General features: G+C 39.6%; 14 protein-coding genes and 1 riboswitch. Of the genes, 5 read left to right on the forward strand and 9 right to left on the reverse strand.

What is annotated here, in order from left to right; all coding sequences use genetic code 11:
• Nucleotide 1: 1 nt before the first annotated feature.
• Entirely contained in the window at nt 2-4015 is a 4014-nt protein-coding gene (locus Q0976_RS02495; protein WP_299490587.1) for a TOMM system kinase/cyclase fusion protein, read from the reverse strand.
• Between the two features lie 207 nt (nt 4016-4222).
• Between Q0976_RS02495 and Q0976_RS02500 the strand changes: the two genes are divergently transcribed.
• The 3 genes from Q0976_RS02500 to Q0976_RS02510 all read left to right on the forward strand — a co-directional run bounded on the left by Q0976_RS02500 (nt 4223) and on the right by Q0976_RS02510 (nt 7446).
• Nucleotides 4223-4981 (forward strand): amidohydrolase family protein, encoded by a 759-nt coding sequence (locus Q0976_RS02500; RefSeq protein ID WP_299490589.1) that lies wholly within the window; start codon nt 4223-4225, stop codon nt 4979-4981.
• 94 nt (nt 4982-5075) lie between these two features.
• Nucleotides 5076-6014, forward strand: a complete 939-nt coding sequence (locus tag Q0976_RS02505) for a LysR family transcriptional regulator (protein ID WP_299490591.1) — start codon at nt 5076-5078, stop codon at nt 6012-6014.
• Nucleotides 6015-6240: 226 nt separating this feature from the next.
• A complete protein-coding gene (locus Q0976_RS02510; protein WP_299490593.1) occupies nt 6241-7446 on the forward strand; it encodes a NupC/NupG family nucleoside CNT transporter in 1206 nt (401 codons plus the stop codon).
• Between the two features lie 154 nt (nt 7447-7600).
• Here Q0976_RS02510 and Q0976_RS02515 read toward each other — a convergent pair whose 3' ends face one another.
• The 3 genes from Q0976_RS02515 to Q0976_RS02525 form a co-directional block, all read right to left on the reverse strand.
• Nucleotides 7601-8719: a succinylglutamate desuccinylase/aspartoacylase family protein gene (locus Q0976_RS02515; RefSeq protein ID WP_299490596.1), complete on the reverse strand. Its 1119-nt coding sequence runs from the start codon at nt 8717-8719 to the stop codon at nt 7601-7603.
• A gap of 30 nt (nt 8720-8749) precedes the next feature.
• Complete coding sequence (lysC, locus tag Q0976_RS02520) at nt 8750-10105, reverse strand: lysine-sensitive aspartokinase 3 (RefSeq protein ID WP_299490598.1); 1356 nt, start codon at nt 10103-10105, stop codon at nt 8750-8752.
• Between the two features lie 140 nt (nt 10106-10245).
• Nucleotides 10246-10440, reverse strand: a riboswitch (Lysine riboswitch).
• 198 nt (nt 10441-10638) lie between these two features.
• Complete coding sequence (locus Q0976_RS02525; RefSeq protein ID WP_299490600.1) at nt 10639-11070, reverse strand: DUF3293 domain-containing protein; 432 nt, start codon at nt 11068-11070, stop codon at nt 10639-10641.
• 587 nt (nt 11071-11657) lie between these two features.
• Here Q0976_RS02525 and arcA point away from each other — a divergent pair.
• On the forward strand, nt 11658-12374 hold the full coding sequence (gene arcA / locus Q0976_RS02530; protein ID WP_298772520.1) for a two-component system response regulator ArcA: 717 nt from the start codon (nt 11658-11660) through the stop codon (nt 12372-12374).
• A 70-nt stretch (nt 12375-12444) separates the two neighbouring features.
• Here arcA and Q0976_RS02535 read toward each other — a convergent pair whose 3' ends face one another.
• Complete coding sequence (locus Q0976_RS02535; protein ID WP_299490666.1) at nt 12445-14640, reverse strand: S9 family peptidase; 2196 nt, start codon at nt 14638-14640, stop codon at nt 12445-12447.
• A gap of 307 nt (nt 14641-14947) precedes the next feature.
• Here Q0976_RS02535 and Q0976_RS02540 point away from each other — a divergent pair, with 307 nt between their 5' ends.
• Nucleotides 14948-15970: a class 1 fructose-bisphosphatase gene (locus Q0976_RS02540; protein WP_299490667.1), complete on the forward strand. Its 1023-nt coding sequence runs from the start codon at nt 14948-14950 to the stop codon at nt 15968-15970.
• A gap of 230 nt (nt 15971-16200) precedes the next feature.
• Here the strand turns inward: Q0976_RS02540 and Q0976_RS02545 are convergent, their stop codons facing one another.
• From Q0976_RS02545 to Q0976_RS02560, 4 genes are all read right to left on the reverse strand, one after another.
• Nucleotides 16201-17466, reverse strand: a complete 1266-nt coding sequence (locus tag Q0976_RS02545; protein WP_299490603.1) for a dicarboxylate/amino acid:cation symporter — start codon at nt 17464-17466, stop codon at nt 16201-16203.
• Between the two features lie 403 nt (nt 17467-17869).
• The gene (locus Q0976_RS02550) at nt 17870-19090 is read right to left on the reverse strand and encodes a phosphoenolpyruvate carboxylase (RefSeq protein WP_299490606.1); all 1221 of its coding nucleotides are present in this window, start codon (nt 19088-19090) and stop codon (nt 17870-17872) included.
• Nucleotides 19091-19129: 39 nt separating this feature from the next.
• Nucleotides 19130-19783 (reverse strand): hypothetical protein, encoded by a 654-nt coding sequence (locus tag Q0976_RS02555; RefSeq protein ID WP_299490608.1) that lies wholly within the window; start codon nt 19781-19783, stop codon nt 19130-19132.
• Nucleotides 19783-23463 carry an ATP-binding protein gene (locus Q0976_RS02560; RefSeq protein ID WP_299490610.1) on the reverse strand — a complete coding sequence of 1227 codons (3681 nt, stop codon included), beginning with the start codon at nt 23461-23463 and terminating at the stop codon, nt 19783-19785. Before Q0976_RS02560 ends, Q0976_RS02555 begins: the two co-directional genes overlap by 1 nt.
• Between the last annotated feature and the right edge of the window lie 158 nt (nt 23464-23621).

A 23621-nucleotide genomic window follows, 5' to 3' on the forward strand; every position in this document is an offset into this window, starting at 1 on the left:
ATTATTGAATAAGATCAACATTTTTCATCCACTGTTTTTTTATTAATAATGCTTCTTTTAAAAATAAATACGCTTTTTGTTTTTTTGCTAGCTGAATGGATGTCTGTAAAAGTGCCTCCCCTCTCTCACACTGACCATTTTTTTGGCTTAGCAATACCAACGCCAAAGTGTTATTAACGATAGGTAAGGCTGCCATTTCATTATTTTTAATTGACTTTTCATAGGATAATTCCATCAAAAATAGTGCTTCATCAATACGAGATAAAGCCAACAGTTTTTTAGCAATAAAATGAATATACCAACCTGTTGCAAAATCATAATCTGAATGACATAACGTCATTACGCTCTGCTTGGCTTTATCTAAATTTCCCCTTGCTGTCTCAAGTAAAATATCAATATAAAGGGTATAAAATATCGGATTATCGGCTTGATAATATTGCTGATAATAGTCTTCACAGATTTTTATCACCTCATCATCATTCCCCTTAAAGCTCATACATAAAGCATAAAAAATATGAGCAGCTACACAAGATACGGAATAATGACCGTCGCAAGATAAATCAACCGCTGATTGTGCCAGTATTATCGCTTTATCTAATTGATCAATATGTAAATAAGATAGAGATAGCATGCCTAAGCAATAAGGTTTAAAGTCGGTATTATTTTCCATAAACAATTGTTGTGGTGCAGCATCATATAAACTAATGGCTGCTTCGAACTTTTCTATCGAATGATGGAATTCCCCCGTTAACTGATAATTTTGCGCCAAGAAGCACAAGGTTGGCACATGATATTCTTGATAATCATCCACATTATATTGCGTTAATAGTGCCTCACCGAACTCTCTTGCGAGTTGATACTGAGATGAGTGATGCAAATGTAAAAAATGGAGAAATTCACTGGTCATTTTTAAACGATGACACAATTCCTTCTTATCTTCTTGAATATGACTTGGAAGCACTAACAAGGTTTTTTGAATATCTTTGCTCCATTGATGGGCTCGCTCAGAGGTATAACTATTCACCACAAGCTCAGAAGAAATACTCATTTCATAACATATTAATCTTGAATAATCTCGTCCCTCAATTTCAGGTATATGTTTTATCCAATCCAGTAATTGTGCTGTTAAATTTAATACTTCTGAATTTGCTCCTGCTGTTGACAGATGCTTCAAAGCCACTAATCCTTGAGCTGTTGCCTGAGTAAATTCCTGTGCATAAGAAAAATGTAGCGCAACTTCCATTGCACTATACTCTTCAGCTTGAAGTAATTCATGAGCAATTAAGCCATGAAAATACTGTCGACTTCGATGGCCAATAGTGGCATAGGCAGCCTCTCGAACTAAGGCATGCTTAAAAATATAACGATCCCCTTTTACTTGTCTTAAACGGTAGATCAATTCTTGGCTTAATAATTCATCGATATCATTTTGTACTTTTTCTTCAGTGCTATCTGACGTCGCAACGAGTAAAGCATAATCAAATTCTCTACCAATACACGCCGCCAATTGCACTGACTCTTTGGCATACACTAAGCTGTCTAATTTTTGCTGCAAAGAATCTAATAACGTATGAGGAATTTCAGATAATGCCGCATGACTCACAAAATCAACTTGACCATTTAGCACTTCTATCCAATGTTTGTCACGAAGCATATTAACCAATTCTTCGATAAACAAAGGAATGCCATCGGTACGATGACAAACAAGTGCTAAGACCCGCATCGCCACATTTTCACGCCCAAATATACTTTTAACAATATAATGGGTTTGCGTTTGGGTCAGTCCCATTAATTTTACTGGCGTAATTATGTTTTTATTCAGGGCCCTAGGTAAGTTTCCTCTAGAGGTTATCAATACAATGACTTCACCATTCTGAAACAGACGATGCTGAAAAACAAAAGTGATAAATTCAACACTTGTGGGATCGCTCCAATGTAAATCTTCAATAATCAGTAAAGTAGCGGACTTACTCTGCTCACCTTGACAATGAAATAATAAAATAGCCAAGGCCTCAAAAAGGATCTTTTTCTGTTTATCAGGAGCGACCACCATCACTTCTTGCTGATCAGACAAGGTTATTTCTAGCCAAATGCACAACACAAAAAGGCTTTGTGCCGTATTAACATGCTCATAATCATCCAATACTGAGGTAAACTTATGAACTAAATCAGTTGTAAGTTCCCCTTCAACACAGTAACGATACTTCAACAATGATAGAATGGGATATAAAGCATTAAATTGATGTTCTGGTAAACATTGAACCATCATATGCTGGTGTGATTGAGCTTTTTGCCTTAACTCAAAGATTAATCTAGATTTTCCAATTCCTGCTTCGCCATAAATAAAAGCGGCTTTTCTTCCCCCACTCTCAAATAGAGACAATAACAATGCCATATCGTCTTCACGGCCAATAAATTCATGATATTGATCATTTTTTCTAAGAAAACTAAAAGCTTCAACCTTTCTCTCTGCAATAAGTTGAAAAGAGATATTATGATTAAAAAAGCCATCTTGTGTTGATGCTGTATTTGCAGCAAACTCAATATGATTTCCAAGCAGTTGCTCACTCGCTTGAGTACATAATATTTGCTGTGGCTGAGCATAGCGCATTAACGCCATAGCACGATTAATCGTATCTCCTTCTGGCACAGAATCTTGATAATGTGTCACCACACCAGTATTCATTGCCATCCTAACTTGCACTTCAATCCCAACACTCAACCTTAATAGGGCATTACATTTATTCAATCGACTATTAATTTCTAATGCCGTACGGGCACATAAACGGCTATCATTATCGCTCACGGTGGGATAACCAAAATAAAACAGCTGAGTGTCCCCAAGATCCCCCACGTGAAAAGCACCATAACTGACCGCAATGTCTGAACACTGAGACTTTTGGTCCCGGTGAATAGCATCAATCACCTCTAAATCCACGCTATCTTTCTTCACCGAAATAACATTCAAAGATAAACACAAAACGGAAATCTGTTTACGTTCAATCAATCCACTAAACACAAATACATCAAGATTCACTTGCGTTTCATCATGCTCCCGACTTAACTGTAACTCCCTTAAAAGTTTAGGCTCTTTATTGTCCCCCACTGATGCACCCAACTCACCAACCAAAGACAAAAAATTTAATTGATTCAATTCATGATAAATATCACTCGCAATCCCCGCTCTATCTTGTACTTTTTTATTTAACACACGACGCAATAAATTGGCTACAGGGTGACCAGCCAGAGCCGCAGGAATGGGGACATTTGACTGACTTAACTGTTTATGAAATATAGAAGCTAAATTTGTCCCCCCCATAACAGCTTGCCCCGTTATGCACTCTAAAAAAACTAACCCCCATACATATAAATCACTTTTTACAGTGGGTGCCTCACCCCTTAATTGTTCTGGAGCACTGTAAGAAGGCGTCCCTAAGGTTTCTTGAGTTAATGTAAGACTTAATTCATCCGTTTTACGTGTCTCATTGGTAAATGCACCGATCCCAAAATCAAGAATTTTAACGTGATGATTAACATCTGATTTCATTAACATAATATTCGCGGGTTTAAGATCTCTATGGATCACTCCTCGCTCATGAGCATGGGACAAAGAGTCTAATATTTGAGACATCACATTAACCGCTTGCATCGGCCTCAAAGGACCCTGCTCAAATAACACTTCTTTTAAAGACTGCCCTTCTATATATTCAAATACAGCGTAAATTAAATCATCATTAATACAGCCTTTATCAAGCAAACGAACAATATTGGGATGAGAAAGACGACTATTTAGCTGAGTTTCACGGTGAAATCTGGCAAGGTAGCGATGACGTTTCTCTTCATCAAAATCAGACGCTAAAGTCAAAAACTTAATCGCGACAATTTGCTCCGTTTTGCGGTTTTGCGCACGATAAACTTGACCAAATCCACCTTGACCTATTTTATCAAGTAATGTGTAGTCGTCAGAATGAAACCTTGTTGGAATAGAAGAAGTGCTTGATTCATATAAGTTCATTTCGCTGTGCCTCTCAAATCATGACAAACTTGCCAGAAAAGGTAAGACTCAGCCCCTAACTTATTTAAAGATAATTTTTTACCCTACAACATAAGTAATCTCAAGTAAATAACCCAATCACACTAACAACAGTATTGTAAAACAGTGCCTTTTTAGCGCTAAGATACACTAGAATAAAATACATTCACTTCATTTAAGGCATCATCAATGCTAAACACTCTCCCTGTATTTGATAGCCACTTTCATATCATTGACTGCAAATACCCTTTGATCCCCAACCAAGGGTATTTGCCCGCCCCTTTTACGGTACAGGATTACCAGCAACAAACCAGCCATTATAATATTTGTGGTGGCGCTATTGTTTCAGGCTCATTTCAAGGCTTTGATCAAGGCTATTTAATTGACGCATTAGCGCAACTAGGTTCTGAATTTGTCGGTGTGACTCAGCTGCCAGCTGAGGTTAAAGATGAAGACATCCTCAAGCTAAATAGAGCAGGTATTAAAGCATTGCGCTTTAATCTCAAACGAGGAGGCTCTGAAAATATTGCCCATTTAAGCCAGATGGCTCATCGTGTGAACGAAATAGCAGGTTGGCATATTGAACTGTATATTGACAGTAAAGATTTATTTGATCTGTTCCCTCAAATAATGACGCTTCCCGCTGTCAGTATTGATCATTTAGGCCTCAAAAAAGCAGGGTTTAATACATTATTAAAGTTGGTTGAAAAAGGGATAAAGGTCAAAGCCACTGGCTTTGGAAGGGTCGATTTTAATATCAAAACCGCATTAAAAAGCTTATATTCAGCCAACCCAACCGCCCTCATGTTTGGTACTGACTTACCCTCTACTCGAGCATCAAGACCCTATAGAAATGAGGATTTTTTAACCATCATCGACACACTTGGTGAAAATGCAGCACATGCTGTATTTTACGAAAACGCAAAAACATTTTATCGTATTCCTTAAGTTTTTACCCTTCGCCAAAATGCCCATAGGTTTTTCTAATTAAATTGGTCATACTCTAACGTTAAACACTGTTTTCTCAATAAGGAGAGCATTTGTGATCCAAGATAGAGCCAGTCAAATGGCCATATTTCATACCTTAGTTAAAATCGGAAACTTCACTGCCGCCGCAGAAAAGCTACGAGTATCCACCTCTCATGTCAGTAAACAACTGTCTCTGCTTGAAGCTGAATTCAATGTAAAATTAGTCCAGCGCACCACCCGTAGCTTCACCCTGACAGAAGCGGGTCACCGTTTTGCCCAACACTGCGAACAAATCATTTACCATATTCAAGAAGCCAATGCCTCTATGGATGATATCCGCGATGATGTTTCGGGTATATTAAGATTAGGCGTTTCCCAATCATTTGGCACATTACACATCATTCCTGCCATTGAGGAATTACGCCAGCAATATCCTGAATTAACTGTAGAAATACGCTTATTTGATCACAGAGCCAATATGTTAGAAGAAAACCTGGATCTGTGGCTCACTAATTTTGAAGATATCCCCGAAGGCTATGTTGCTCAACGATTAGCCGATACACGCTTTATTCTGGCAGCTTCCCCTAATTACCTCATTAATCAAAATACCCCTTGCCACCCTAATGATCTACTCCAACATAATTGCTTAATTTACCAAAGCAGCCTACGAAATTATAACCATTGGTCTTTCTCAAAATCAGATGAAAGCCTATGCATTAAAGTATCAGGAAATTATCGTGTCGATTTAGCACAAGCTGTTCGAGATGCAGCGATTGCAGGTTGGGGGATCGCATATTTAGCCAGCTACTTACTGCATAACGAATTTCGTTACGGTCAATTGGTGCAACTTTTACCTGAGTGGAAAGCCGATCAACACATGCCTTTCTATGCCGTTTACCCAAGCAGAAAGCATTTACCCAAAAAAATTTCAGCTGCATTAAACTTCTTTAAAAAACAAATTGGGCATGAACCATACTGGGATAAGAATTTAAGACCATTCGTGAAAATCTGAAAAGTCCCTCTAAAAATAACAGGCTTATTTTTTATATGGAGAAAAGTATTATTTCCTTACGGAAAATATAAAATCATCTACACCTTTAACTATATGTAAATAAATACTTTAATTTTATTCATAAAAAAAGGTTAATATTCTATTACATTTAATTAATAAAATAGAATTGCATGATCATTCCATAAGCCTAAAATGCGCCTCTCATTTATTTTTCATCGAGGCTTCCATGATATCCTTGCTCGGTATTGCCGTCATTTTGCTTGTTGCTTGGCTATTATCCAATAACCGCCAACACATTCCACTTCGCACTGTGTCATTGGCTTTTATTTTACAAGTCACCTTCGCATTATTAGTGCTATATATTCCATCAGGCAAAGCAGCACTAGATAGCGCCACACACGGCGTATCAAATATCATTAATTATGGACAAGAAGGCATTAATTTTCTTTTTGGTGGCTTAGCAACTGGGAATGTAGGATTTGTCTTTGCGATTAATGTCCTAGGGATTATCATATTTTTCTCCGCCTTAATTTCAGGGCTTTACCATATAGGTTTAATGCCCAGAGTCATTAATATTATTGGTGCAGGATTGCAAAAATTACTTGGCACAGGGCGCGCTGAATCTTTATCTGCCACAGCCAATATTTTTGTCGGCCTGATTGAAGCGCCTTTAGTGATAAAGCCTTATTTGAAAAAAATGAGTGACTCGCAATTTTTTGCCGTCATGACATGTGGCCTTGCCTCTGTTGCAGGGGGGACTATGGTCGGTTATGCCGCCATAGGCGTCGATTTAAACTATCTCATCGCAGCGGCTTTCATGTCTGCACCAGCGGGATTACTGATGGCTAAAATGCTCTTTCCCCCTCAAAAAGGGGAGCAACATCAAGACGAAATCACCTCTGTTGAAATTCCAAGGGCCACCAATGTGGTTGAAGCCCTAGCCGACGGTGCAATGTCAGGTCTACGAATTGCTGTCGCGGTCGGTGCGACCTTATTGGCTTTTGTGGGTGTTATTGCATTATTAAATGGCTTGCTAGGATATGTCGGCGATTTATTTGGTCTGCAATTAAGCTTCCAACTTATTTTGGGGTATTTATTTGCACCAGTGGCATGGCTATTAGGCATACCTTGGCATGATGCGATTATGGCAGGTTCATTAATTGGTAATAAAATTATCGTCAATGAATTCGTGGCGTTTATTCAACTCATCGATATTAAAGATCAACTTGCTCCGCATTCTGTCGCCATTGTTACGTTCGCCTTATGTGGCTTCGCTAATATTTCAACTATGGCCATCTTAATCGGAGGATTAGGCAGCCTCATCCCCGAAAGACGAAGCTTTATTTCAACTTATGGTTTTCGTGCTATCACCGCTGGTGTCCTCGCCAACTTAATGAGCGCAGCGATCGCAGGTTTTATTTTATCTTTATAACCAATAAAAAGGGCATCGAAACAATGCCCTTTTTATGCCTATATTTTCAATTCTCTCCCTCAAAACTCAGGAGTTAAGCAGCTGTTATAGCTAAATCAATGAGCATAACTTACAACATAAAACCCAACCGCCTGCTCCATAAGCTTCCCTATCGCTATACCAAATATGATAATTCAAAAACTTGAGTCATCACTTTATACAATTCTGTTCCTTGATGAACAGATGCGGAAGCAAAATGTAAAATGGGCACACAGGTTTGATCTAATCTCAGCGAGGTTAACGCCTGATCGGTACCGTATAAATCAAGCCTCAATATATTAGCCAAAGGTTGTCCTGCCGGTAACACTTTACCTAAAGGCGCTTTGTACTCCACAAGTCCAGATAAAGGCGCATGATACTTTTTATAATCTTTTAAATAACAAGCATACCTAGGCATCACGTCAGGCATGACTTTTTCTTTAATCACACCTCGATGACTCAAATAAGCCAAAATACCTTTAGCATCAACCTTAGCCTCAGCGAGATCAATGTGCTCTTGACTACCAAGCTCCAAGGTAAAAGCTGACACTGGTACATCAAAACGCTTTTCTGGCGACGATAAAAAATCGCTCAATTGCCACCATGGGCAAAAAATAGACTCATCCATCGCCCCACCAAACTCGTTAGGCATGACCAAGGTATAAGGAATAGAAAAATAACGTGCCGCTTTAATATCATATTCAGGGCAATATAAATGTTTACTGGACTTAGGGCCAGTATGTAAATCAAGGACGATATCAGCATCCAAAGCCAATGATTGAAGCGTTAGTGCTAAACGTTTACCCGTACTTAAACCCCATTCATTTTGTAATCCATTACGACAAATATTAATCAACTCCTGTCGATAAGCCTTGATGAGCGCGGCATCAGTTAACCCTTGATTTTGCTTGACCCAGTGAGGAATATCAATCACAGGGGCTTGATATTCCCTATTCCAATTAACGCCGGTAATGGGATCAAATCGCCCTAAAGTGAACTCACCACTTTTTTGATTAATACCTAATGGATTGGCCAAAGGTAACAATCTGATATTACCTAAAACATCATATTGCTCTAACATAGACATTAATTGATAAATAACAGCGTTACCTTGCACTTCTGCACCATGGACATTCGCCTGTATAAACACACTTGGCGCAGCAAGATCTCGCCCTTTGATGTCAAAAACGGGCACTTTTAATGCTTGACCCGTCGCGAGTTCACCCACTTGTATATGTGTTTGACAATACTTCATCACTGACTCCATGACATCTTGTTCGGGTCATTAAGACGCTTCAAAAAGGTCTTGATGCAAGGCATTAACCACTTGCGCAGCTTCTGATTCAGCGACCAAAACACATAAATTATGAGGACTAGCGCCTTGGCAAATCATACGTACATTATGAGGTTCTAATACTTCAAATACACGACGGCACACCCCAGCTGTCGTCGCAATTTTATTCCCTACAATAGCAATCAAAGCTAGGTTGTCTTCAACTCTCACTCGACTATGCTGGGACAGCTCTTGTAATAAAGACTCATTTAATAATCCGTGACCACTGGAATCGGACCCTGTTTTATCTAATGTCAACGCCACATTCACCTCAGAGGTTGTAATCAAATCAACACTGATTTTATGTCTCGCTAAGGTTGCAAAAGTTTCCGCCAAAAAACCTTGAGCATGTAACATTTGCAAACTGTGCAAATTCAGTAACGTTTGATCTCGCCTAACAGCAACCGCGCGATAAACCGGTTCAGCACTCACTTGATGACGGATCCATGTTCCTCCTTGCTCTGGCGCCCAACTCGATCCGACAAACACTTGAATTTTTTGCCTCACCGCCGGTAAAATCGTTGCAGGATGAAGCACTTTGGCACCAAATGTGGCCATTTCGGCGGCTTCATTGAAGCTAATTTCCTTAATCGGACGTGCATTAGGTGCAAGCCGTGGGTCGGTTGTATAAATCCCGGCGACATCGGTCCAAATTTGCACCGCATCAGCCTTTAATGCTTCTGCTAATAAAGCGGCGGAATAATCACTTCCACCTCGCCCTAACGTCGTCGTACAACCATTATAATCTGAACCAATAAAGCCTTGGGTCACAATCACTTCATTAATCAACTTAGGTGCTAATTGAGCTTGAGTCAGATCTGAAATTTGTGCTATTTGAGGCTCTGCTCGTCCAAAAAAGCTATCAGTTCTCATGATGGCTCTCACATCAAATGCACTGGCTTTCGCGCCTTTTTCTCTTAACACTGCCGCAAACAAAGCAGATGAGCATTGCTCTCCTTGAGCTAACAATTCATCCATAATGGCTTTAGAACGCTTCAATGATAACAGCTCACTCAATACCGATATGCGCTCAAGGACGGACTCAATACGTGCAACAACCTCATTCGGCTGTCCTAATTTATCTAAAATATGATGTTGAATAGCGGTAATTTGTTGAATTAAGCTGTGACGTCTTTCTAACTGAGTATCTGCTTGGGTTAATTCAACAAGCAAATTGGTTACACCACTAGAGGCACTCACCACCACGAGTCGAGTCTGAGGATTATCAATAATAATATTGGCACAACGCTGCATTGCTTCATAATCAGCAACAGAGGTCCCACCAAATTTAGCAACGACTATAGACATGCTTTTCTCTCCACATTCAAACCACAAAAAAAGAGAAAAGAAAATATAAACAACACAAGCAACATGAAAAAGCTCCGAACTTAATTTTGTTCGAAGAGCCTGGTGTAAGACGAGTTTCTCGAAAACGGGAAATAGCGATCATCACCAGAAGCCCTCCACCCTTTTATACTCAACCCCATGCGAGTATAGGTGACAATTGCCAGGATTCAGCCTGAACAACCGATAATAAATATCACTAAACATTCATTACCTCGGCGTTAATCTCCCTCATAAGTTATCTTTGGTGTTAGTTCACCCATAACTTATTACCTAGTTAACGCTCCTCTTCTGAAACTTAAATCTTTAATACGATCTAAGCGAGATAATAAGTACCAAATGCAATAAGATAAAGTCAATGTAAATAAAAAAGATAAAAACAAAATATAAAAATGAAACATTAAATTCACATCGAGCACTCATTTCAAAACAAATAAACAAACAAAATAAAAAGTTAACACAAAGTAAAGTTAACACTTATGAGAAATAAACAAGTTTCATTCATTTAATTCTGGTAATTCAGAAACCAATGTTACTTTTTTAGAAAATGAGCCTAAACTGATTGCTTGTTTTTGAAATAAACACGGAATAAGCATAAGTTTATCTGCTTCAACATAATAAATGGCATTTTGATTAAATTTCACCCCTAATTCAATGCCCGTTTTTCTATCAACGGCAATAGCCCAGCTCTTTTCCATATAACACAAATCCGCAGATCCCCCCATTAGTGCTCGATAAGGCCGTGCTAAATACGCAATTTCACTTTGCAATTTTTTGTCTAACAAACGGTTTTGACTCGAGGATAAAAGGATCCCTTTTGGGTTATGCGCAGTGATGATAGCAAAAGATAAATGGGGGGAAAGTGCTTGAGTGAAGAAAAATTCGGTTTCTTGATAACTCCGCCAGAGATTATTAACTAAGCTATTCATAATTATAATTTTCTATAATTTAACCCCATTTATTATAGCAATAGTACACATTATAATCACCCAAGAGGTTGGGCCAATTAAATTTTAAATTTACAATCATTATTAATCAATAAGTTACAATAAAATCAGAGCATATTTGACAGCTAAGCTCAGATTTTTTTAACATTTTATTTGTTAACAAATGCCTAAAACGAGTACAATAGGAATGTAAGCCGATCAACTTAATGCTATTTGGGGTACCAAAAGTTACAAGTATCCAAAGGAATAAAATTAGGTTTTGGCTATATAACTGTATTCTTGTATTAAATGTAAACTATGCTTAAATTAACATTTAAACTTTAAAAAAAAACAATTGCTAAGGAACTTTTCTTTACTTTTGTTTATCGAAGTAACAGTAATACAGTTCACATTTTCTTTTGTGAGATACCCATACTTTACTCGACACAAGGTATGTTACCGTTTCAAGAATAATTACAGAAAAAGATTAGTCTTGAAACAGTAAATTATTAGCATAATGAGCTCGGGCGCACTTTAAGTAGCAGGCGCTCATGGTTAGAATAGATTTGACAGAAATTAGGTAAATTAATATGCAAAACCCGCACATTCTGATCGTTGAAGATGAAGCTGTAACCCGAAACACGCTAAGAAGTATTTTTGAAGCTGAAGGATATGTGGTAAGTGAAGCCAATGATGGCGCTGAAATGCATAAAGCGATGCAAGAAAATAAAGTTAATTTAGTTGTCATGGATATCAACTTACCAGGCAAAAACGGATTACTATTAGCTAGAGAGTTACGTGAAATTAATAATATCGGCCTTATCTTCCTTACAGGTCGAGATAATGAAGTCGATAAAATCTTAGGTCTTGAAATCGGTGCTGATGATTATATCACTAAGCCTTTCAATCCCCGTGAATTGACCATTCGTGCACGTAACTTATTAACTCGCGTTAACAGCACAGGTGAAGAGTCCGAAGAAAAGAGTGCCGTTGAGTATTATCGATTCAATGGCTGGAGTCTCGAAATCAATAGCCGTTCTTTAGTTAGCCCACAAGGTGAGTCATACAAATTACCACGTAGTGAATTCAGAGCTATGTTACATTTTGTTGAAAACCCTGGAAAAATTCTTAGTCGTGCTGACTTATTGATGAAGATGACCGGACGTGAATTAAAACCTCATGACCGTACAGTTGATGTGACGATTCGCCGCATTCGTAAACATTTCGAAAGTCTTCCTGATACACCTGAAATCATTGCCACTATCCACGGTGAAGGTTACCGTTTCTGCGGTACCTTAGACGAATAATCATATTCACTGAATGAATTACTTCTTTATTCATCATTAAAAAGCCAGTCTCTTGACTGGCTTTTTTATCTTACTGCTTGAGTTGCCTATTTAAAAAATCAGCTAACGAGCGATATAGATGATTGCGAACCTTTTCTCCTCGCATCGAATGTTTAGAGCCAGGATAATCAATCATCTGAAAGAGTTTACCTTCATCTTGCAAGGCCTTATATACTCGCGTACTGTTTTCAAATAACACATTATCATCCGCCATGCCATGATACATCAATAAACCTGATTGATAGTCCTGCACATAGGGAAACACACTACTGGCTTCATAACCTTTTGCATTCGTTAACGGTGAGCCTAAATAGCGTTCAGTATAATGCGTATCATATAATCCCCAATCCGATACCGGTGCCCCCGCAATCGCAGCCTTAAAGTCATTTGGTGCTTTAAATATCCCCATTAATGCCATATAGCCACCATAACTGTGACCATAAAGCGCAATATTGTCTCCATCGACAAAAGGCAAACTCTTTAAATAACGCACACCTAATAATTGATCATTAAGCTCCGCATCCCCTAAATGTTCATAAATCACCTGCTCAAATTGAGTCCCTCTGTGAGCAGAGCCTCGATTATCTAACTGGAACACAATAAAACCTTGCTGTAATAAATACTGAGTAAAATAGTCTTGTTCACTCCAAGCATTCACCACCAATTGAGCATGAGGACCACCATAAACACGCACCACAACAGGGTATTGTTTTTTTGTATCAAAATCAGTCGGTTTGAATAGTCGATAAATCAATTTCTGTCCATCTTCCGCTTCAATATCTCCCCATTCAGGCAGTTGCCAACGACCAAAATAAGCATAAAGAGGATGAGAGGGAGTTATTTTATTTTGCTCAATCCACATCAACCGCTTACCTGTTGCATCATGTAAACTCACTTGGGGGGGCTGTGACAAACTACTAAAGTCATCCAAATAAATAGGGCTATGTTCCGCGAAAGTAATTTCATGATCGCCTTTTAAATGCGTCACAGCCTCAATATCACCTCCACTTAACGACACTCGATATAATTGTTTTTCAATAACCGACGTTTTGCGCCCCGTAAAATACACCCAGTTATTTTCTTCATCTAGGTATTCCAGTGCATCAACCGCCCATTCACCTTGAGTCAACTGACGCTTCATACCGCCTTTTAAATCATATAAATACAGATGTTTAAAACCATCACGTTCTGAAGCCCAAATCAATAATGGTTGTTTTTTCAAGAAAAGAAGATCATCATTAACATTAATCCAAGCATCACTTCGCTCCTCAATAATCATATGAGGCTGAGCTAAGTGAGCCATAGACACAAGATTTAGGTTCAACTCATGCTGATCTCGGCTTTGCCATTGAAAAGATAACTTTTCGCTATCCGGTAACCATTTTACACGCGGTAAATAGATGTCTTTATTTTCCCCTAAAGACACCCAGTTAATCCCGCCACTTTCAATGCTCACCACCCCGAGCGAAATCTCAACATTGCTCTTACCTGCGTAAGGATACCGCTGCTTCGTTAACTTAATACCATCGGCATAAATTTCATTTCGAGTGATAAGCTCGACTCCTGACTCATCAATTTGCGTAAAGGCAATCTTAGATTCATCCGGTGCCCACCAATAGCCTGTCATTCTACCCATCTCTTCTTGAGCAACAAATTCTGCCATGGCATTTTTAATAGCACCTTCGCCATCGTGAGTAAGCTGTACGAGTTGATTTTTATTTAAATCAAAGATGAATAAATTCTGCTCACGAACAAACGACACATAATGCCCCTTGGGAGATAGACGGGCATCCGTAATAAAGCCTTTACCAATATCTAACGATTTCACCTTGCCGCTTGTCACAGAGAAATAATATAAGGTATCAGACATGGGCAATAAAATAGCTTTACTATCTTGCGACCAAAAATAGGTCATGATCCCTTGACCAAAAATTCGCTGGCGTTCACGGCGAGCTTTTTCTTCATCAGACAACTCTGATGCCACTAATAAGTCGGCATCAATTAATTGACTCTTTTGACCGGATTTAACATCCATTTGCCATAGATCATAAAAATGTTGATTATCAGCCCGCCCAACCAAATAAGTCACTCGTGAGCCATCAGGTGAGAGTTTCACCCCCATAGGTGTCACTCCAGCCAATGCCGGGGAAGCATTAAAGCGTTCAATGGTTAAGGCACTGTTCCCACCTTGAGGGATTGTACTTTTATCATCTGTTTTCATTGTCATTATTTTATTCATAGAAGATTTTTCTGCCGATAAAAATTGATTAACTGGTTGCTCTTGCGTTGCATAAAGATTAGCCGATACGCCCCACATCCCAAACATAAACACAACAGCTCTCGGTACATTCACCCCTTTTATTTTCATTTTCTTCCTTAATTTTCATTTAAATAAGCAGCCAAAATGCCACAAACAAAATCAGTGTTTTTATATTGAGACTCATTCTAAACTGAAAAAAGGTTAAATCTCGGGTATGATTAACAAAAAGTTATCCCTCACTCGAGTTTATCTCGACACTGTCATAGGAAAAACCATGCAAACCCTTGCTCAGTACCTCAAGACACAATCGCTTACCCCAAGCCTAGAAAACCTGATCTTAACCTTAGCCGACACCTCAAAAGCCATTAGTCTCGCTGTCCGCAATGGAGCCCTCGCAGGGGTATTAGGTGCTACAGAGCAAGAAAATGTGCAAGGTGAAACACAAAAAAAATTAGATATCATCACCAATGATATGCTTAAAGATTCACTAAAAGCGAATATGGCCGTACGAGGTATTGCATCAGAAGAAGAGGATAATATTGTTGAAGCCAATACCGAAGGGCAATATTTAGTCTGCTTCGATCCCTTAGATGGCTCTTCAAACATCGACATAAACTCGCTTGTTGGCACTATTTTTTCAGTTTTACCCCAACAAGAAAAAGTCCCTCAAGGCGCTCTCACAGAGCAGGCTTTCTTACAAAAAGGTCGTCAGCAAACCGCCGCAGGTTACATGCTATACGGTCCGTCCACTATGATGGCATTAACTACAGGTCAAGGGGTACAGTTTTTTACGTTAAATCCCTCCACCCAAGAATACCTGCTCACCAATGAAAAAGTTGCTATCACCTCAGACACAAACGAATTTGCCATTAATATGTCAAATCAGCGTTTTTGGGAAAAGCCAATGCAAAACTACATTGATGAATTATTGCTTGGGGCAATAGGCCCACGAGAAAAAGCCTTTAACATGCGCTGGATAGCAGCCATGGTCGGTGATGTACATCGAGTATTATCACGAGGGGGATTATTCACCTACCCAAGCGATCACAAAGATCCAAACAAACCGTTTAAACTGCGTTTGATGTATGAAGCGAACCCAATGGCTTGGTTAGTAGAACAAGCTGGCGGAAAAGCCTCGACAGGCTATGAAAATATTTTGGATATAGAGCCAAACCATATTCACCAACGAGTGGCTGTTATTTTAGGCTCGCCAAATGAAGTCGATATCTGCTTGCGACATCATCAGGGTGATAACTCTGATGAACTCAATACTCAAGTTGCACCTTCGTTAGTGTAATCATTCGCTCGCAATTCCCCATAAAAGGGTGATTTAATCACGCTTTTATGGTCTCTTTAATAGTGCTAATGTCTGTTGTAAATCTTATTCTGCTGGAAATACATTAAGGTGTGTTGCGTTAGGGATCTCTCAAATGCCTTATTTCTGCATTTCAACATTCCTTTCAAACAGGGTAAAGCAATAAAGTCGCCGTTAAGCGACTTCATCATCAATAACAATCACACGGCTTGTTAAGCTTCATCTTTTACCGCAGAAGATACGGCTCCATCATGGCCTGCTTTTTTCTCGGTGGCATCCACAATCGTCAACACCGCTGCATCACCTACGACATTACAAGACGTCAGCACCATATCCAGTAACCTATCAAGCGCTGCAATAATCGCAAAAGCTTCAACGGGTAAACCCAACTGATGAATAAGTACACCAATCATGACTAATGCGCCACCAGGGATACCACCAGCACCAACAGACAATAAAAACACACTAAAAATGAGCGTGGGTAACTGCTCAGAAGTGATAGGTGTACCAAAAGCATTGGCCACGAAGAACACGGCAATCGTAATATAAATGGATGCGCCGCCCATATTCATGGTCGCGCCTAATGGTACCCCAAACCCTGCTATCGAGCGACTCACCCCTAATTTATCGGTTAATGTTCTCATGGTCACAGGAATAGTGGCATTAGAGCTCACTGTCGATAAAGAGAACATGATCTGCTCACGGGTCTTTTGTCTAAACTCTTTTGCTGAAACAGGGGTAAATAAACTAACCGCAATAGGGTAAACCACAAAAATCCATACGATTAAAATCGAAAGAATAATCGCGACATAGCCTAATACACTCGCAAAAATACCTGCATCAAATGTCGCACCTAGCTTTAGCATTAACGCAAAAACACCAATGGGGGCTAAGCTCATCACCACAGTAATAAGTTTCATCATAATGGCATTAGCCACTTGAAAACCCGACACCGCACCAGCGGCTTTATCACCTAAGGATTTAATCACGCCACCTAACAATAACGCTAAAAAAATCACTTGTAACATATTACCAGAACTGAATGCAGTGATAACATTACTCGGTACAATATTCACCAGTAAATCCAGTAAATTAGGCAACTCCGTTGTCGTGATTTTAACCTCTGTACTGCCCGCTAAAGACATGCCAGCACCCGGTGTAAAAATAAGAGCGGCTGTCACAGCGGTTGCAATGGCAATAACAGTATTAATTAAATAAAAACCAAATGTTTTACCACCAAGGCGACCAAAATTCTCTAATTCTTCTAAATCACATACGCCGCATACAATACTGACAAATACCAATGGCACCACAAGCACCATAATCATACGCACAAACATGGTACCTATGCCAGAAGCAATTTCCACCAAGGTATGCGAAAAGAAAGCGACATCGTTAAAAAAGTATTGAATACACGATCCCAAAATGAGGCCTAAAAATAAACCAATAAAGATCCGTGTTGAAAGTGATGTTGTCATATATTTACCTAACTCAAAAAATCAATAAGCATACCTTGAGGCATGTCTTGTTAATTGGGCACAATAGTCTTGCCCAATTTTAATGATATCGACCCTGATAATGTTGCTCTTTACGACTAAATATCGCAGCAAAAAGCCTCCCTTCAATTTGTGAGCGCAAATAGTGAAACATGCTGAGCAAAATTACAAATAAAAAGCATCGATTGACGTTAAGATAGGGATAAAGTCAAATATTCTAAAAACAGAATATTTACTAGAATGTGTAAAAAGTTAAATATAAAGATTAATTGATACCAATAACAAACAAAAAAACCTTAACAACATCATTTGAATAACAAATAAAACGTTACCATATCATTTAAAGGGGATCTTATTTTTCAGTGTAATAAGACCCCAACTTATACTAAGACAACCACAGTTCCACATCACGAATAATAAAGTTGCCATTATAAACCGGATCTGGCTCACCAATGGGGGCTAACTCAAAATAATGTTTGTGCTCTTCAGACAAAGCTTCATAGCCTCCTATCACTTGATATAACCAAGCTTCATGCTCCCAAGGAAGTGACTGAGACTTTAAATAATCTAGAGCTGATTGTGCTTTACCCGAGTCAATAACACTGACAAAGTAGCCCTCTACTGCTTGCTTAAACGGATTATTCGGGATTGCAAAATCCTCACTCTCACTGAGCAATACAGGCACTTGAGGCGCTAATACTGGCTCCACGTTTTGTATATGGCGAATTGCATTAATCTTTGACACGATACCCAATAACTCAGACTCTTGACTCGCATTATAAATATCAGCTGAAGCCGGTGATAATAATGGCTCAGCGTGATTAAACAACACAGGGACTTGTTTGTGCGCCACATGCTCAAGCGGACGATAATCTGGATGTAAATTGGTGTGTAACAGCCAACCTTTTAATAAACGCGTGCGACCCCGTATTTGCCTGAAACGGCCTAATAACTCTAATAATCTTGCCTGTACCACACTGAGTTCTTGAGTACATTCACTCAAAGTTTGCTGCATGTTAACCACCAGCAACTTACGCAACTCACGTATATCGCCCGCAATATCGGTCAGTTCACTAAATAGCACCAAAGATAAGTCATTCAACAGCTGCGTCACTTGCTCTTGCGCTAATTCATTCTCACGAATTTTGGCGCCAATACTACCTACATAACCAAATTCGTTATTGATCCGTCCCCAAAGAACACGAATGGCATAACCTAAGCTGTCACAAAATCGATAAACATGCTCACTGAGTTCATTTAAATAAGCTTCACTTCGACTGTAATCTGCTTGATAACGGGCCTCTTTATAGTGAGCCGCTAACGTTTTAATGCTGGCAATCGCTGAACCTGTATTGGCATCAATTTGGCGATTTCGTTCATCATTGAGCCCTTCTTCTAACAAGGAGCGTATTGTGCCTTTAAGACGTAAGCCTTGCTCAATATCTGGTCGCCACAATACCCCCGCATCCTTCAGTTTATTCAGTACACTGGCATCATATTGATCAAGGGAGATCTCACCTTGTTGATACACATCCATAATGAGCTCACTGTGCCTGCTAAGTAATTTTAGCAATTTCACACCGGCCTGATGCAAGTGATCACTCATTCAACGCTCCTTGCATAAAACATACAGCAACATCGCGCATCATAATAAGTCCTTTTGCGTCGCTGTTTCGGCTTGCGCTTCCAAACTTAAGCTTTCCGTTTCATCAATAAAACGTATCACTTCATACAAATAATCTAGCTTTCCCGTTGCCATATAAATTTGTTTTTCTTTATTAGGTTTAACCAAATAGCCCAGTTCAACCAAACGCTTAAAAACAAGTTTAAGCTGTACATCCGTTTGCACACTGGTCGAGCCAAATAATCGATAATGACTGATCCTAGCTAATTGCTCTCGAAATGCAGGGGTATCTTCAATACGTCCTTGTAACTCAGCCAAGCGAATAGTCGCGCCTTGGGTTAAAGGCGCATCTTGGCCGCTAGACTCTTGCACTAACACTAACCATTCAACCAATGGCGTTAAGCTTGTACAAATGGTTTTAAATTGATTGGAAATAACGCTACGCTCTTTCTCACCTAATTGTAAATAACCACAAAAAAAGACTTCTCCCTCGGCCGCAACACTTAATGTGCGGTTAATTTGATTCAGGTAAGCCTCGACACTGTCACGTATCGTGGGATTTTGCAGTGCTCGCCAAGCCTCTTCATCGCTTGTTCGGCAAATAAACTCACCTTGCAGTAATAATTCCGCCACGGCGCTCATACCCACTAACACGGTTTCATTTGAGTCATGCATCAGCTTGCTTCCTTATTAATGGCTGTTTTCTGCTTTAATTTTTCACTGATGGCATTCACTTGCGGTTTCACAACTTGCAACTTACGCGTTTGTTTATTAATAATATAGCGATTAGAAAATAAATTAAGTACCTCTGATTCCGGATTGGGAAACGCACCTAACACTGCAATATTATTATTCTCACAAGCATCAAAGATTTTCTTCACATTGCCATGATGCAAGGTGCCTAACTCATCAATTGGCCAATGGATCACCACATCCGCTTTGCCTCTTAATAACCGAGTAAAAGCCAATAAGAACTTACATAAAATTAAATAAGCCATACCATGACTTGAAGATTCATTGAGCTGTCTGTCGGTACGTATAATCAAATCACTGTTGCCTTCTTTTAGGCGCAGTTCAATTTCTAACAATTTAGCTATTCCACCAGTGAGCGCAGAACGGCCTATAATATCCAGTGCTCGACGCATACTGACAATATAATCTTCATCTGGCAGCCCCATAAACCCATCATTTTTCCAATGAGTATAGGCACTGACAAACGCACCCAATTCTGGCCAAAACTCTAATTCACTGATACGCGAGCGAATTTTCACTTCTGATCCGGAAACACCATCAAGAAATAACTCTTCACTGACTTCACGGGTGATCCGCGCACTTTGGGTCACAATTCGCCTATCAATATCCACCAACACATCGTAAAATGCGGTTAAATCAACCCCAAACATTCTGCCTTGCTCACGAAGCGCCATCACAGACTGGGGCACCATCACATTCAGTAACTGCGCCAATTGCGGCACTAATTTTTGATAGTCAAGTAAACGAATCGATTTCTCATTAATAAAACTTGACTCTTCTCGCGCCCGCTCCCAAAATTCCGCTAACCCTGAGCCTGACTTACTGGCAATAACCGAATCAAAATGTTCCACATATTGCTTTACCGAGCGCAGTAAATTATCTCGTTTTAATAATAACTCTTCCCCTTGCCTTAATCGCTCAGATAGTTGCCCTTGTAATTCATCACTATTTTTAGGTAATTTAAGCTCTGTCAGTTTACGTAATAAATGCCGTAATTTACTTAAATTTTCAGAAGCATCAACTTGAGCTGAATCTGATATTTTACGCTGGCTATCTAAGGCATCTCGCTCGATTTTCACCGCTTTAGCTTGCGCTTTTAATGCTTGATCTAAATGAGTGACTTCCTTTTTGACCTCACTCAGTTGAGTTTGCAATTTAGGTTTACGCATTAACCAAGTATGTTGGTACCAATCATCAAAACGTAATACCTCACTGCGGCGCTGCTCCGCCTTAGCAATGTTTTTTTCAAGCTTCGCAATATTCTGTTTAAGCTTAAGAATATGCCCTTCATCAACCCCACGAGATTTCAGCTCATTTTTGTACCATAGATCACAGGCTTGCCTGTCCTCTTTCGCCGCCACTCTGCGTTGCTCAATATTTCCTTTGACTTGACTAAGCGCAGTTTCCACCACACCAATGACATCTTGCCAATAGGCTTTTTTCTCCATCACTAAGCTGAGCATTTGATCTTTATGCTCCGTTTGCCAGTCTAACTCTTGTTGCTTTAATTGTTTAATCTCTGTTTCAAGCACAGTTAACTGTTTTTTAGCCTCCGCTTTTCGCTGTGCTAAGACTTGATTAATATGTTGTTGTTCAGTGCGTTTTTCATCAAGTAAACGGCGTAAATCTTCTCGACTATTTTGGTAAGCCGTTCGGGCAACAGTTTGTTCACGGCTTAACTTATCTAATCGCTCTGTGGCGGCAACCATGTTATCTTCTGCATCGTTTTGCCTCTCTTTTGCACTCAATAAGGCGTCTTCTGCCTTACTGTGCTCAAGGCGTAACGCCTGTTCAGACTGAGCAAAGCTTGGCGATTCAATCGCTTTTAAATCAACTGTCGCACCATAAATCCCCCCTAGACTGTCTTTAAGCGCCTCAGGATTTAAATCACTACGATGTAGTAAAGATTCATTAATGACTTTTCCAATATTGGTTTCCCAATCTGTCACCTCTCTACGTAAAAAATCAAGCAGAGTATGTGACTCAGGAAATAAAACTTGCTCAATCTTTTCAAGCTCAACCTGACGCTCACTGACTCTCAGTGTTGCAATACGCAGTGCTTCATTTGCTTGTTCACGGACCTTTTGACCTTTACGCTCTTCAAGGTTTATTCGGTCAAATTGCGCATTACAAGCTTCTTGTTCTTCATCCGCTCGCATAATACGCTCATCAAACACCGCTAAGGCTATTTTCTCATCTTCGGTATAAGCCACATTATTTACCGCCAAAGACAACTGAGCTTGATTCAATTTAAGCTGATAATGTTGTTCATTAAAGTCAGCTTGTTTTTTATCAAAGGTATGACGCCACTCTTGCTCTAAGGCATCGATATCACTGCGAGCTTGATTATTTTGGCTATCTAATTGTGCCCGTTGATGTTCTTGATCTATATGTAATTGCTCAAGTGCACTATTTAATTGCTCACCTATTTGGCTACGTCTCGCATTATAGGCCGCCTCAACATCTTGATGTTGCTCAGTTTGCAATTTATGCTGCTCGATAAAAGCCGTTTTATCCGCCTGCCACGTCGACAATTGTTCTAAATCCGCTTTTGCCTGTTCAATATCCGTTTCAAGAAAAGCTTCATATTGATTTTCAATCGACTCAAGCTCATCTTCACATTTGGCCGCATCTCCTTTTGCTGCAGATAAGTCTAAATTCAATTCATCTCTCTGAGCTTTCCAATCCTTATCCAGTTGTTGCAACGCATAATTATATTCTTTCGATAATGCTTGATTCGCTTCTTGACGCTCGATTTCAGTACTTTCATCTTTAACATACCCTTGCTTTAAGCCACTCAAGCGTAACTCTGTACTCAGTAACTGATCAAATTCTTGCTCAAGTTTGTCAAACTCGGGTCGAATTTTTTCAAAACCTTGAATGAGCTGACTTTCACGGATCCAAGCTTCGACATGTTGCGGATTTAATCGTGAACTGGGCGGCATCACGCCTTCTTCTTCTAAAATAGCCGCCACCATAGACTTGACGGTTTCCATCTTACCTTCTTTAGAATGCACCGCCTTGGCCAGTTTTTCTATATGGCGCAAACCATATTCAGGATCACATAACGAAAACTGCTTCGCATAAATCCGCAACTCCCCACTTTGCCCTCCCGCACTCAACAAGGCTTTATCATTTTGAATGATTGCGCGATATTCTTTAGTATTGAGTAACTTAGTAGTACTAACACCTGCTCGCTTAAACTCTCTACCCAGCTCAGCCATGGTATGACAAATCAATTGACTGTTTTCATGACTCTTCGCATAATCTTCAAGTTGAAACCCTTTTGCCACAAAACGATAGTTCACCCCTTTACCGTCACCTGCTGACGCTAATATCCCTTGATACAGTAATCCATCTGACTTGACATACTCAAAAATGATATAACTTGATTCATGAGGTAAGTACCAACGCTCAAAACTGTCTCTTGTTGAGGGCACCACTCTACTGGGGTATTCTCCATAAAAAACGGGCACGAGACGTTGTAATGTGGTTTTACCGGATGCATTGGTACCACAAATATTGGTATGGCCGTCCAACTTTAGTTCGACCACGCCAGGTAAATGGGTGTCTATGAGTATGATGCGATGTAAGCTTGGCATTTCTTTCCTTTTCCAACGCCTGCAAAACTGCAGCGAAACCTTGGCTCAACGAGAGTTTGTTGAGTAAAATGAGATTGAATGAGTAATAATCGAGGAGGGTAAATTAAAACAAAACGACGCGCTAAGCAAACCTATTAGAAATCAAAGCGACAGAAATA

It is taken from the genome of uncultured Shewanella sp. (assembly GCF_947501665.1).
Classification (GTDB): domain Bacteria; phylum Pseudomonadota; class Gammaproteobacteria; order Enterobacterales; family Shewanellaceae; genus Shewanella.